Here is a 15,819-nt window from a genome sequence, read left to right as displayed (position 1 = left end):
GTTTAATCTTTATTTACACTTATTCATGCATTATACTGATTGCAAATCCTCCTCCTGGAGCTAGTTTCACATTGATTGTTGACTCATTTGTTACTTTCATTTCTTCTATTTCATAAGCTTGTGGATTGTTATCCCAATGCGCGGTAGTTGCATCCTTATAAATAGTAGCCTTGTACGTTTTACCAGACTCAAGAAAATCAAAAGTTACACTTTGGGTTCTTTCATTTTCATCTGTTACACCTCCAACAAACCAATTGCCAGTGCCACGTTCTTGACGAGCAATAGTAACATAATCTCCTATTTCACCATCTAAAACTTTTGATTGTTGCCAATCTACACCTACATCTGAAATAAATTTAAACGCGGGATGTACTTTCCCATCAACCATATAATGCTCTGGCAAATCGCAAGCCATTTGGATAGGACTATAAATGACCACATATAAAGCGAGTTGATGTGCTAACGTGGTATTTACTTGATTGCTTTTTTTGTATTCATCAAACTTAATATTGAAAGCACCAGGTGTAAAGTCTATGGGGCCAGATAACATTCTAGTAAATGCAACAATAGAAATATGGTTAGGAGGATTCCCGCCATCTGTAGCCCAGGCATTAAATTCTTGACCTCTTAATCCTTCTCTAGAAATAGTATTTGGATAGGTTCTACGTTTTCCTGTAGCTTTAATTGGTTCGTGCGCATTTACTGCAATTTTCATTTTAGCAGCTTCTTCTAAAACCTTATGATAATGATTTACCATCCATTGCCCATGATGATATTCTCCTTTCGGAATAATTTCACCAACATAACCTGTTTTAACAGAATTAATACCATTGTCTTTCATGAATTTATAAGCCACACCCATTTGTTTTTCGTAAGTTAGTGGAGCTGCCGAAGTTTCATGATGCATAATAACCTCTATACCTTTTTCTTTAGCATAATTCATAACCTCATCAAAATTATAATCGGCATAAGGTGTCATAAAATCAAAAAGACCTTCTCGCGCATCAGCATCTGCAAGCCATTTATCCCAACCAGTATTCCAACCTTCCACCAATAATCCTTTGATGCCATTTTGTGAAGCAAAATCAATATATTTTTTAGCGTTTTCAGTCGTTGCTCCATGCTTAGAAGTTGCCGATTTTCCTTCAGTCCAGGTATTCATATCTTGACTTCCTTCCATATCCCATGTCGATTTGCCAATATGCATTTCCCACCAAATACCTACATATTTCATAGGTGTAAAATAGCTAACATCGCCTATTTCGTTAGGGTCATTAAGATTTAAAACCATTTTGGACTCGATTAAATCTCCAGCTTTTTCTGCAATTTGAATAGTACGCCAAGGGGTATTAAATGGCAACGTTAGTTTTGCTTTTCCACCTAATCTGTCAGAACCAACCAACTCGCTATCCATTTTTAAATTTTCGTGGTCAACCTTTAAAGTCATACCAGGATAATTTGTTAAATCTGCTTCATGAAAACTCAAATACAAACCATCGGCAGTTTTCATGGTAACCGGTGTATTTACCGCATTTTCTGGAATGTAAGTTGCCGCTAAATTCTCATGATTTCGCTTGGATAAAGCATCAATTTCTGAAAATTTAGTTTCGTTATATAAATGCTCGTAGATATCCCAATCTCCGGGAATCCACCATACTTTATGATTATCTGTTAAGTTAAACTCCGTGTTTTCATCTGTAATTAAAACCTCTTTTAAGATTGCTTGTTCTGGAAATTCATATCTAAAACCAACGCCATCGTCGTAGACTTTAAAATGAATATTAAGAAGCCTTTTTGCTTCAGATTGTTCTTCTAAATTTACAACCAATTCATTGTAATTGTTGTTTACGGTTAACTGCTCACCCCAAGGCATATCCCAATCTTCGTTTACCGTGTTAGAACTTGTACTAACAATTTTAAAATTATCCTTTAGAGATGGTAAATCTTTAAAATCGAAACTCATAAAAGAGGTATCAATCACTGTTTTGCTTTTATGATTAACCATGTATAATGGTTGACCATTTTTTGAGAGTGTAAACTCAACTGAAATATTTGAGTCGGGTGAAGAAACATTAAAACTTGTTTCGTTTTTGTTACATGCTACAAAAAGAAATGCAACCGCTACTATTTTAGTACTAAGAAACTTAAATTTTTTCATGATGGATTCAAATCGTTAATTAAGTTCGTAATAATGAAATTGATTTTTTCCTTCCAGATAGTTTTTAATGCTACAAACCGTCCTAAGAATATCAATTTCATTATTTTTTTAAAATAAATTGAAATTTTGATAATAAAAACCTTTAAAGATAGCCGAAATCGTTTTCGGTTTTGTTTTAATTAAGAAAACATTACTTCAATACAACTCTCAACCACTTAGTGATCATGTAGGTAAGTTATTAATTTATGAGACTGTTATTTTTAAATTTTGGCTTTACTATTTCCTTAAGAGAAAGTTTAAAGACTTAATTTATTGGCAACAAAATGTCCTAAATCCTTTCCTTGTTTTAGTCCATTATCAATAGCAGCTCTATAATGAATACCGCCATATAAACGACTTAAAGCCGCTTCAGCAGAAGCATCATAAAACGAATTAAAACTTCTAACTGGTAATCCATAAGGGATTTCGGTATCGTCATCGAAATAAAAATTATCACCAAAAAGACCAGTTAGAACAACGGACGCAGCACCTGAAACTACCGAGTGTCCGCTGGTATATTCAGGAAATGGTGGTGTTTGTAATATGGGTAACCAGTCCGGATCGAGAGTTTGATTAATCAATGTTTCTGGTCTTACCAAATTACTTCTATATTTCTCGTCCCAGCAACTTATAAAAGCATCGGCAATAGCCAATGATGTTTTTGTATAGGTATTAACAGTTTCTTCTACGTTCGCGTTTGTTTTTCTAGAAGCAATTTTTGCAATTCCAATCCAGTGTGCACCCGGAGATATTTTCTTTGTTGCGAACATAAAATGCCCTCTTGTTACCGATACAAATGGATTACAATCCCAAAACCTGGCAATTGCAATTTCTTCAGATTCATCACCATCTTTAGTAATCGCTTTACTTACGTCATAAACTTCCATCAGTTCTTTATGAAACAAAGTGCCTTCTTTTAAAGAAAACTCTGGATGCGGTTCTGGTTTAAACTGTTGTGCTGAATCTAATAAAAAAGGTCTTATTTTATTCCAATGTGGTTCAATGCCGTCCATATATGATGGAGGTGTTGGCTGCCATCTGGTTTGATCATCGATATCAACTGTAAACTTCGGCATGGTTCTGGTTTGATTGTAATTATCAGCATCCATGTATTGTTTTATGTGCTCGACGACGTCAAAGGCGTAAGCCTTAGAAACATTAAACTCATCTTCGTTAACTTGCTCCCAAACCTTGTACAAGCTATCTTGCAATACTTCCATTTTTTCTTCAGAAAAAATGAGTTTTTTACTTACCTCCATATGTGCAATTAAAGCCGATAATTCCAGATTTACCTGTTGTGTAGAATCAACTTTCGGGATTGGCTTTAATTCGTTAATAGTCCCTACAAGGGTCTGTAACTTTGAGCTTTTTTGCGCTAAAATTTCATACGCAGCAATATTAGGATATGCAAAAATTCGACTTGCTACCGGTGGTGAGAATATATCATGTATTTGAATATCCATAACCTTATCCACTGATTTATGGAATAATTCTGGAGATACTTCAATAGGATTTGGCTTACTACAACTTGTTAAACCAACAATTGCAATAATTAAATAATATTTAGATTTTAAAATTTTCATTTGATACGTATTCAATTTTTTAATTTACGATATATGATTTGTCGTTATTACCAATAACTAAAAATTTACCATCTTTTAGTTTAAGAATTTTTCTACCACTAAAATGTTTAGGTAAATTCAGTGTTCTTACAGAATTAAAATTATCATTTTCAGAATATTTCAAAGCACCTCCGGAATTAGACGTACTTCGCCCAAGTTCAGAAACATAACTATTAGTGTTTCCTGTATAGAATATTTCCTTTCCATCAACATAAAAATCTTCAATTGTACTAAACTGTGCTTCATTTGGCAATGCTCTTTGTTCAAAAGCATTTCCTTTATTAAAATAAACCATGTTACGCAGCTCGTAAATATATTTTGTTTCTAAAATTTCTTTTTTATCGACCAAATCTAAAACATCTTGCACATTTGCAAAAGCTGCATAGGTCGTAAAATTCTTTTTTAACATGGGTATTTGTTGCATCACTTTGTCTTTCGATGCAAATGGAACATAAGTACCAAAATAATCGTAAAAAATAAGTTGGTCTAAGGTTTCATTATTATCAAAATCATCCAAGTACATTTTTACTGGTTTATCAATTGAGGCTTTCCATTTAAAATTTAAACCTGTGTTTCCAGCTAAAATATCCAATTTTCCATCGTTGTTTAAGTCGGTAACATGAACCACATTCCACATGCCATTGGTTTTATCTAGGCCAATTGCTTTGGTTTTATCTTCAAAATTGCCTTCAAGGTTATAAGTATAAATACGAATAGGCATCCAATCGCCAACTAAAACTAACTCTGTTTGTCCATCATTTTCAAGGTCTGCCCATTTACTGTCAGTAATCATTCCCATTCTTGCTTTGCTAACAATTTCAAAATTGTTATTACCTGTGTTTTTTAAAATAAAACTGAAAGGTGTTAAGCCATAAGCACCAGGAATTGAGCGGTTTCCAATAAACAAATCTGGATAACCATCTTTATTAAAATCTGCACTTGAAACCGAACCTCCGTTGGTAGCAAGCAGTTTTGAGTTTAATTTGATAAAATTACCCTTACCATCATTTATATACACACGGTCTTCCAACATAGGGTCGCCTTCAGGAAAATCATTACCCCCGCTTAATGCGTAAATATCTAAATCGCCATCGTTATCTATATCAAACGCAGTGGCATCAACATCCTCATAAATTTTATCATTTTCTAAATAACTATTCGACTGCAAATTGAAGTTTCCTTGAGTATCTTGAAAATAAAGCGAAGGCTCTTGGTCTCGAGCACCACCAATAAATAAATCTTCTAAGTCATCTCCATTAAAATCTGCTTGCACGACTGAAGGCCCTTCAATAGATAATTTTTCAGGAATTAAACCTTCCCTTTCGTAATCTAAAAAATTGTTTTCTTCATGTGAATAATTGAAAGTTTCAAAATTACTTTTAGTAGATTTTACAAACTCAAATTTAGAAGTGATTTCTTTTTTAATTGATAGAATTCTATTCTTTTCGATATTCGTTTTTACAGTTTTTGTACCATCATTCCAAACGACAGAAATGGAATCAATTTTTGATACTTCACCTAATCCAAAATGTACTTTATTTGATGAACTAGACATAAATCCTCTAACTGTAATCTGTTCATTTAAGTACGTTTTCCCATTGGCATAAAGATAAACTTTAGCTCCGTTGGTATTTATCCCAAGGTTTTCTGTATTTAAATCAACAGTTAAATAATTGTTATTGGTAGTTGTATTTTCTAAAAGTGTGGCTTTTTCATTTAAATTATTAACCACAATATCTAAGTCGCCATCATTATCTAAATCTCCATAAGCTGCGCCATTAGAATACGTTGCCAAATTATTGGCATCAACTGGTGTTTTTTCAAAGTTTAGCTCACTTCTATTCGTAAATAACACATTTGGCAAACTTAACATCGGCATCGTGTTTATCAACTTGTATTCAATTTCATCAGCTTCTGATTCTTTATATTTTGCAAAATCAACCGTACTTAAATAATTAATATAATCAAGATCGTTAGGGCGTTTATAAATGCCATTCGTAATATAAATATCCTTTAAGCCATCATTATTATAATCTAAAATTAAAGGCGACCAACTCCAATCTGTAGCATGGGTTTGGGTTAACAAAGCAACATCTGCAAAATGATTACCTTGATTAAGATGGAAGTGATTTCTAGCGTATTGTTGTTCAAAACCAAATGATGCTTTTATTTGATCGATTTTATCGGAATCTTCACCACCAGATTTTAAAAACACATCAGCTTTGTATGGCATCATATCTAATGTGAAAATATCGAGACCTTGGTCGTTATTGATATCTGCAATATCGACACCCATAGTAAATCTTGACGTATGATTAAAATATTCTGCACTAGATTCAGTAAAAGTTTTATCGCCATTATTGATGTATAAATAATCATTTTCATGAAAATCGTTACCCACATAAATATCTATATACCCATCATTATTAACATCCGAAGTTGAAAGCGCTAAACCATATCCCAATGGACTGTTGTAGATACCAGCGCCATTAGTTACATCAACAAATTTAATATGTTCGCCTTCTTGTTTATTTTCATACAGAACATCTCCTGAAAGTGCATCAGATGTTTGGCGAATTCTTATATTTCCGTACGAATGCGTTGAATGCACAGAATGATTCATCAAATACATATCTAAATCGCCGTCATTATCATAATCAAAAAATGAAGCTTGCGTTGAAAACCCTGAAAAATCTAAACCATAGTTTTCAGCTTCATCCTTAAAGGTATTATTCCCTTGATTGATGTACAGTTCGTTTTTCGCATGTAATCCTTTATAATTACCGACTTTCGATACATAAATATCTAGTAAACCGTCTTTATTTACATCTGCCATAGTAACTCCTGTAGACCAAGTACTATCTTGACTAATGCCACTTTCTACAGTAATATCTTTAAATTTCAGGTCGCCTAAATTTAAAAATAGTTTATCCGCCTGCTGGTTTGCCGTCAAGTAAATGTCTTCTAATCCGTCGTTGTTTATATCACCAATTGCTACACCGCCGCCATTGTAATAATATAAGTATTCAATAATGTTTAGATTGCCATCTGGCTTTAATTGATTAGAGAAATCTAAACCAGACACATTCGCATCAACCACTTTAAAAGGTGCAGATGCTTCAATATGGGCAGTTGTTTTTTCTTCTTTGGAACAGCCTAAAATGATTAGAAAAATAAAAACTAATTTTTTCGCCATATTAATAGTTATAGACTTCTAATAAGTCGTTATTTTTTGAGATAAACACTTGGTTGTTAACCACTTTAATATCTCTAATTTGACCTTTGATATTCAGCCCTTTTCCAGTTTTAAAATGTTTAAACTTACCGTTACCTAAATTTTCAAGATAGTTACCAAATGAAGCATCATATCTTCCAAATTCAGGCATAACACCAAAAAGATTTCCTCCTAAAATAATATCGAGATCGCCATCATTATCAAAGTCTGATATCGATATGGCATAAATAGGTGTTAACTGTGTTTCAAACGGCAATTCTTCTACTTTAAAATTAAAATCGCCTTCATTAAATATAACTAAAGAACTTAATGTATTAGCTTCAAGTTGTATGCTACCTTCAAGTTCTTCTTTTGAAAATATATCTTGAATTGTAGCATGCTTAAACGATTCGTAATCCGGATATTTTTTTGATAAATATTTTAACTGATCCACTAGATTATGACGTAAGGCATATGGATATTCCTTACCATTTTCAGCAGTAAACCCAAGTATAGGGTCTACATAACTATTTCTATCAAAATCTTTAGCATATAGTTTAATTGGCTGCTCATTACTCGCTTTAAATCGACTGTTTAATCCATGGTTACCAACAACCAAATCTTGGTCGCCATCATTATCTAAGTCTGCAAATTCAATAGTATTCCACCAACCTTTAAGATTTGCCAGTTTGTTGTTTTCAGATTTGCTAAATTTACCATTCTGGTTTTCAAATACTTGAATACCCATAAACTCGCCAACTACCACTAAATCTTTAAAATTATCTTGGTTCAAATCTACAAAAGTGGCATCTGTAATCATGCCTAAGTCTTTAAAATCTGGCGCTAAAGTTGAAGACGACTCGGTAAAATTACCTGTACCATCATTAATTAATAGAAAACCAGACCCTGGCGAAGCATATGCATTAGGAATACTTCTTTCACCAACAAAAAGGTCTAAATCGCCATCGTTATCTACATCTGCAACTGAAACAGTACTACTACTATGAAAACCTTCTGTGGTCGGTAATAGTTGAGTAGATAAGGTAAAATTACCCTTTCCATCATTTAAGTAAAGCTTATCCAAATAATTAGCACTGTATTTTGAAGCTTCTATACTACCATTGCATACATAAAGGTCTAAATCGCCATCATTATCAGCATCAAAAAACACGCTTTCTGCAGCCTCAGAGGCCTTTTGCCTGTCAAAAGCTTTGGTATTACTTTTTATGAATTTTTTATTTTTTTGAAGAAATAAGGTCGAAGCAAATCCTTTTGCACCTCCAATAAATAAATCAACTTCACCGTCATTATTAACATCGCCAAAAGCCATTTTTGGTCCTTCTTGACTTCTCATGAAAGGTAATAATCGATCCATATTAAAATCTACATAATTATTCTCTTTATGACGGTAATTGATTATGCTTTCGTTTTTATTAAAAAGAATTTCAGGATTAATGGTAGTGTTAACGTTTTCTGGTAATACTGCATCTGTTTCGTTAACTGTAATGGTCGTATTTGGTTTTAAGCTAGTTAAAGTAGATACTTTTCCAGAAGGCCATTTTACTGTTAGTTTCAACTCTTCGGTTTCCGTAAAACCAAAATTAGGTCTGAAATCCATAGACGATTGAAAACCTCTAACTGGTTGTTGTTCAAGAGAAATGGCATTGTTTTTTGTATTTAACTCAAGTTTAGCACCTATACCGTGTATGTTTTGTCCTTCGCCTTTTAAAATCACTTTTAAATAGTGTGCATCTGGGTTTTCTAAATTGTTTCTGTAAAGAAAAGAAGGCATATTCACATTGTTAACCACAAGATCTAAATCACCATCATTATCTAAATCGCCATAGGCAGAACCGTTTGAAAAACTTGCTGTGTTCAAGCCATTGTTAACACGTTTAAATTTTAAATCGCCATTATTGATATAGGCATGATTTTCAACTTTATTTGAAGGTATAATGTCTATTAATTTCTTGTAATTGACTTTGTCACCCGAGACGATTGTTTGAATGACTTCTTCATTTGAAACATACTTTAAATAATCCTGATTGGTAAGGTCTTTATAAATACCGTTTGCGATGTAAAGATCTTTTAAACCATCATTATTCATATCAAAAAACAGGGCTCCCCAACTCCAATCGGAGGCTTCAACTCCACTAAAACGACCAACCTCACTAAAGGTGAGATTACTGTTATTTAGTTGCAACATGTTTCTTGTAAATTGGTGGTAGTAACCATTTTTTACATTGTATTGGTATTTGTTCCAGTCTTCAAATGTGGTTACAGTTTTTAAACGGTCGTATTCACTTGGGAGCATTTCCGTCACAAAAATATCGTTATATCCATCATTATCTATATCTGCAGCATCAGCACCCATCGATGCTCCACTAATAGAATTTAAAGATGTTGTTAGTGTTTCTTTAAATGTCCCGTCTTGTTGATTAATGTATAAATAATCACGTTCGAAAAAATCGTTTGATACGTAAATATCTTGCCATCCATCGTTATTCATGTCACCAACGGTAACACCAAGTCCGAAACCAATAACACTTCCGTATATACCCGCCTTTTCACTAATATCTATAAATTTTCCATTTCGGTTTTCAAATAATTTATCACCACCCAATACATCGCGTTTAGGGCGTTCATTCTTTTTTAAATTGAAACTTCCAATAGATTGATATGAATTATTAAGTAAATAAACGTCTAAATCGCCATCATTATCAAAATCGAAAAAGGAAGCATGTGTAGAAAACCCTTTATCGTCAAGACCTAATGCTTCAGCTTTATCGGTAAATGTACCATCGCCATTATTTATAAAAAATTCATTTTGTTTATTATCGCCTTTTACATCGCCAGAATTACATACGTAGATATCCAAGAATCCATCAGCATTAATATCGACCATAGATACACCTGTAGACCATGCTTTTGTTCCACCAACTTTTGCTTTTTCTGTGATGTCTTCAAATTTAAAATCGCCTTTGTTGATGTATAATTTATTCTGGTTTAGGTTAGATGTGAAATAGATATCCTCTAATCCATCATTGTTAACATCGCCTATTGAAACGCCCCCTCCATTATAAAAATTTCGGTATCTATAGACGTTAAATTCATCGGTGGAAACCAGATTATTTTCAAAGTTTATTCCAGTAGTTTCAGATGAAAGCAACTCAAACTGAGGCTCTTCAGTAATATGAATACCTTCTTTGTTTTCTTCCGTTTTTTTACAAGCTGCAAACAAAGCAAATGCCAAAAAAGTTAATATTATTCGATTAAATTTCATTTTTACTTCTTCAAGTTATTGTATTTATAATCTAAGTCTTCAATTAAAACAGCAACATCCTTAACAGTTTCGGCATTAAGCTGTATTTGTCTATTACCATCCACTTTTACCAACACATTTTTGACTTTTATAAAATCGTTTCCTGGATACCATTTCATTAATGAATCTTTAACCACAGGCAACAAATCATCAGACTCTAAATTTTCATTCCAAGGCGACCAAGCCAAATAAGAAAACTTTAGCCTCATAGCAATAATAGTATTCTCTTTACTAAAATCTGGGTAAAACAACATCTCTATAGTTTCTGTGGTTTTTGAACTATCCTTAGGGTACAAAACCTTTTTTACATTTTGGTTATTTCCTCCATGTGTAACCAATCTTTTTTTATTCAAATTCCAGCAGATTTCAAAAAACTCTTTTTGCGATTGCCCAAATTCTAAACCATGAAAAATGGCGTGGTGTTTTACTCCACTATTTAATTCACTCTTTACTAATTTTGTGTATTCTGATTGACAACCTATTATAAAGCTAACCACTATTAAAAGTAATGCAATGTTAGTTTTATTGAATTTCATAAAATGTTACGCTTTTATTATTAATTGCTGTTAGTAAGTATCGTTTATCGTCTTTCTTAAAAACTTTAAAATCTCTTATTTGTCCATTAATTCTTAGTGGTACGACCTCATTAAATAAGCCATTTTTATTGCCATAAACCAACCAACCTTTAGAAGCATCTTGACGTCCAAATTGCGGCTTTACTAAGTATTGATTACCTCCTAAAATAAGATCTAAATTTCCATCATTATTCATATCCAAAATTTCAATTGCTTCAACGTTAGAATATTGAATTTCATTGGGTAATTTTTGGCTTATAAATGTATCATTTTTATTTAAAAACACAGAAGTTTTAACAGTGTTAATATCAACAAAGATTGCATTTTCTAGCTGTTCTATTGTGAAAATACTTGACATGTTTGCATTTGCATAATCTTTATAATACAACAATTTTTGCTTTAAACTTGGTAATTGCGCTATAAGCTCATCTCTATCCATAATTGGATAATATTTATCGTCTATTTTATGACAAATAATTTGCTCTTTAGTGCCATTATTATCAAAGTCTGCAATGTACATTCTAGCGCCGTCTTTAAAGAACGTATTTGTGCCTTTATTTCCAGCAATAATATCCAACTTCCCATTATTATCTAAATCCGATAATTTCAAAGATTTCCAATAGCCTGATGAATTTTCCAGACCATAATTGATGGTTTTATTTACTAATTCACCTTTTTGATTGATAAAAATTGAAATAGGCATCCATTCGCCAATAACAATTAAATCTTTTAGGCCATCATTATTAAAATCTTCCCAAGCAGCATCCGTAATTAATCCGATATTTTGAAGTGCTTCGGGCTCAATAATTTCAAAAGTATTGTTCCCTTGATTTTTTAAAATATATCCGCTTGTTGGAATTCCATAAGTTTCAACTTTAAAACGTTCTCCAATAAACAAATCTTGATCGCCATCTTGATCGTAATCATAAGCCTTAACGACAGAAGTGCTTATGGGCGACTTAAATGGGAGCGCATCATGCTTTAAAGTAAAATTTTGTTTCCCATCATTAATGTATAATCGATCATTTAAAGCGAAATCAAATTTTGAAAATGATTTCCCTCCGCTAGCCACATACAAGTCTAAATCGCCATCATTATCGCTATCAAAAAAAACTGCATCTAAATCTTCAGATTTTGTATTCAAATGAAACGGGGATGGAACATCTCGATATGTGCTGTTTTTTCCTGAAATAAATAATTTGCCCGATTGTCCTTTAGCCCCACCAATGTAAAAGTCTTGGATGCCATCAATATTCAAATCAGCTTCGGCAATGCTTGGACCTTCATTATTATACATCTCAGGTAATAACTGCTCTTGATTAAAATCTACCGCATTATTCTCACTATGATTGAAGTTGAAAAAAGGTTCTACTTCCTTTAATATAGAAAGTGAATCAAACTTCTTAATAAAACTATTTATGTTTGATGAGTCAGATTCTGAAAATGAATAGGATTTATTAGTTTTAACATTTTTTTGAATCAACTTTTTCCCACTAGTCCAAGTAATGATTAAACTATCAATTTTTTCGGTATTATTAACACCGAATAGTAGATGATTTGATACCGAACTTTGAAAACCTCGAGACGGATAATTCTCTAGAACACTGTATTGGTTATTATAAAAAATTTCGACTTTTGCCCCAATAGCTTTGGTGTTTTTTGTACTGCCATTTAGTTTAATGGTTAAGCTTTTTAGCAAAGTGGTGTCAGTGGTATTTTCATAGACGAAGGCTTTTGCATTTACGTTGTTTACTACTAAATCTAAATCACCATCGTTATCCAAATCAGCATAGGCACTTCCATTACTAAAACTAGGATGATCAAGTCCCCAATTTTTAGATTCATCTGAAAACTCAAAATTTCCAAGATTTCTAAATGCCGAATTAGGTACAGGTTGAGAAGGCATTAAATTGATTAATTTTTCCATGACTTGTTTGTCATTCTTTATCATGTCTCTTATCTGATCATCATTAGCCATATACACCAAATAATCTCTATCCAAAAGATCTTTAGCTATACCATTACTAATAAAAATATCTTTATAACCATCATTATCTGCATCAAATAATAGCGAAGCCCAACTCCACTCTGAAGCGGCAACGTTTGAAAATCTACTAACTTCTAGAAAAGTGCTATCTCCCATATTTCTATGTAAAGCATTTCTAGAAAACTGATAATGATATCCTTTTTTTACGGCTAAATCATACTTATTCCAAGATTCGAAAATTGTTTTTGTGCGCTGTCTATCTAAAGTTTTAGGTAACATTTCTGTAACCATAATATCAGTTCTAGAATCATTATCCAAATCTGCAGCATCAGCACCCATTGATCCCATAGAAATGGAATTGAATTGTTGCTCTAAATTTTCTTTAAACGTACCATTCTTCTGGTTCGTGTATAAATAATCACGCTCGAAAAAATCGTTAGAAATGAATATATCTGGCCAATCATCATTATTATAATCACTCACCGTAATTCCTAAACCAAACCCAATAGCGCTGGAATACACATTAACTTCTTTCGTTACGTCAACAAATACATCATTATCATTTCTTAAAAATTTGTTTCCAGAATTAGTAGCCGTGTTCCTTTGGTTTGTAATTAAATCGTAGTTACCAACAGAGCGTATGGAATTACTTAGCAAATAACAGTCTAAATCACCATCTTTATCATAATCGAAGAAGTTAGCCTGTACAGCTAAACCGGTAATATCTAAACCATATTTTTTTGATTGTTCAGTAAAGGTTAAATCACCGTTATTTATAAATAACTCGTTATGCCTATTACTTTTATTACTTGGGGGACCCGCTTTACATACGTACATATCTAGAAAACCATCGTAGTTTATATCAACAAAAGTTACTCCTGAAGACCATATATCTTGACAAGCAACACCAGCTTTCTCAGTAATATCTTCAAATTGCCAATTGCCTTTGTTTAAATAAAGTTTGTTATCTACTAAATTTCCAGAGAAATAAATATCTTCTAGACCATCATTATTGATGTCTCCAATGGCAACACCACCTCCATTATAAAAATTTTTATATGTATATGGATTTAAGGCTTCGGTTTCAATTAAAGAATTTTCAAAAGATATTTCTGTTGGTTTTAATTTGAACAATACAGCGTCTTTTTTTTCTTCTGAAGTGCAAGAAAAAACAATGGATAAAACCAGAATGTAGTAATATATTTTCAATGTAATATGTAATTATTATGATAAGAAAAACGGGTTATCAAATATAGTTGATAACCCGTTTAATATAAAACTCAAACTACAAATTAATAACCAGGGTTTTGGGTTAACGTTCCTCCACTCGCATCTATTTGCGCTTGTGGAATAGGGAACAGATTTCTAAATGCTCCTGAAGCAGGCTTTTCCCACCATGCTTCATTAAACTTACCAAAACGAATTAAATCTTGACGACGTGTTACTTCCATAAACATTTCTCTTCCTCTTTCTGCTAAGAACTCATCGGCAGTTATTGATGTGAAAGCAGGCATTCCCGCTCTTGCTCTAATTGTGTTAACATCTGTTAAGGCTAAAGACCAATCTCCAGCTGCTCTAGCGTCTGCCTCAGCACGAATTAAATACATATCACCTAATCTAATAATAGGCATATCATTATCCATTTCCTGTTGTCCACCTTGTCTAAAACTAAATTTACCTAAACGGGCTCCACCCTCTCTAGATGCATTCGGTTCTAATTCATTAATTTCTGGTGTGTAAATCAATTCTAGATCTGAAGATTCAGCATAATCAACTATAACAGAGCCTTCATAATCGTATTGCGTACCTACTATAAAGTTTGCAGTCTTACGTTCATCAGAATTATCATAAGAATTATAAAACTCTTCCAGTGCAGAATATCCATTCCAAGGTTGATTAGAAAAATTATACGAGAATTGGCTAGCATAATGTAATGTCATTCTAGAAAAATTCATACCTCCACCAGTAACATTGTCATAAGGAATTGACCAAATAATTTCAGGGTTATTAAAATTGTCTGGTGCAAAAATAGTCGCGTAACCAGTAAGATTATCAGGATCTGAATCAACGGCAGGCCTTTTAGCTAAATTAGGAACTGAATAATTAGAATCTACAAGCGTATATCCACCATTATCAATAACGTATCCAGCAGCTAGCGCAGCTTCTTGATATCTGGGTGTACCAGTATATACTTCAGCATTTAGATATAATTTTGCCAGCAATCCTAAAGCAGCAAACTGATTTATTCTGTAATTATTAGGCGAAGCCGATAAATCACTAGATGACAAATCCATTAAGGGTGTTACTCCTATTATCCCTAGTGCATCTAAAATTTCACCTTCTACAAAATTAAAAACTTCTGCCCTTGTAGATTGTGGCGGATTTACATTTGATTCAGTTACAATTTTAACTCTACCATACATATCTAGTAATCGATAGTAAAAGAAAGCTCTTAATACCTTTACTTGAGCAAGTTGATTTGCTGACAATCCTCCATCTGCAATACTTGTATTACAAGACCCTATGGCGTCATATTGTTGCGTCCATGCGCCACCAATTGGGCCATTTGTAGAGGTAAAAGTATGTCTATGCATATCAATCCAGATACCACCATCATACCAATCACCTCCCTTTTGAGTAACCGCCATTTCATCTGTTGAAACAGATTGAACAGACCAGTATCCTCCATGGTTTGCTGAACCTGAATTTCTTAATTGTCCGTAGGCAGAATTTAATTCATCTGAAGGTCCTGCTCCACCACCCTGAAATGTTCCAAAACTTGGTTCTGATTCATCGACCTGATCAGTAACTTCACCTACTAATACTTCGTCTAAATCTGTACACGCACCAGCGAATACTAATGCAGCACATATTAAAGTTGATTTAAAAATATTTTTCATAG

General features: G+C 33.0%; 7 protein-coding genes. All 7 read right to left on the bottom strand.

What is annotated here, in order from left to right; all coding sequences use genetic code 11:
- Positions 1-19: 19 nt before the first annotated feature.
- Entirely contained in the window at positions 20-2,158 is a 2,139-nt protein-coding gene (locus BUA46_RS08670) for a glycoside hydrolase family 97 protein (protein ID WP_019386658.1), read from the bottom strand.
- A 296-nt stretch (positions 2,159-2,454) separates the two neighbouring features.
- Entirely contained in the window at positions 2,455-3,780 is a 1,326-nt protein-coding gene (locus BUA46_RS08665; RefSeq protein ID WP_019386659.1) for a vanadium-dependent haloperoxidase, read from the bottom strand.
- Between the two features lie 19 nt (positions 3,781-3,799).
- Positions 3,800-7,015 carry a VCBS repeat-containing protein gene (locus BUA46_RS08660; protein WP_019386660.1) on the bottom strand — a complete coding sequence of 1,072 codons (3,216 nt, stop codon included), beginning with the start codon at positions 7,013-7,015 and terminating at the stop codon, positions 3,800-3,802.
- A 1-nt stretch (position 7,016) separates the two neighbouring features.
- Positions 7,017-10,316, bottom strand: coding sequence for a VCBS repeat-containing protein (locus BUA46_RS08655; RefSeq protein WP_019386661.1), 3,300 nt, complete (start codon positions 10,314-10,316; stop codon positions 7,017-7,019).
- A gap of 2 nt (positions 10,317-10,318) precedes the next feature.
- Positions 10,319-10,891, bottom strand: coding sequence for a hypothetical protein (locus BUA46_RS08650; RefSeq protein WP_019386662.1), 573 nt, complete (start codon positions 10,889-10,891; stop codon positions 10,319-10,321).
- Positions 10,878-14,126, bottom strand: coding sequence for a VCBS repeat-containing protein (locus BUA46_RS08645; protein ID WP_019386663.1), 3,249 nt, complete (start codon positions 14,124-14,126; stop codon positions 10,878-10,880). The genes BUA46_RS08650 and BUA46_RS08645 overlap by 14 nt, the downstream gene beginning before the upstream one ends.
- An 83-nt stretch (positions 14,127-14,209) precedes the next feature.
- Entirely contained in the window at positions 14,210-15,817 is a 1,608-nt protein-coding gene (locus tag BUA46_RS08640) for a RagB/SusD family nutrient uptake outer membrane protein (protein WP_019386664.1), read from the bottom strand.
- Between the last annotated feature and the right edge of the window lie 2 nt (positions 15,818-15,819).

This window comes from Algibacter luteus, from assembly GCF_900141715.1.
GTDB classification, from domain to species: Bacteria; Bacteroidota; Bacteroidia; order Flavobacteriales; family Flavobacteriaceae; genus Arenitalea; species Arenitalea lutea.
This window is presented reverse-complemented; position numbering and strand designations above follow the sequence as displayed.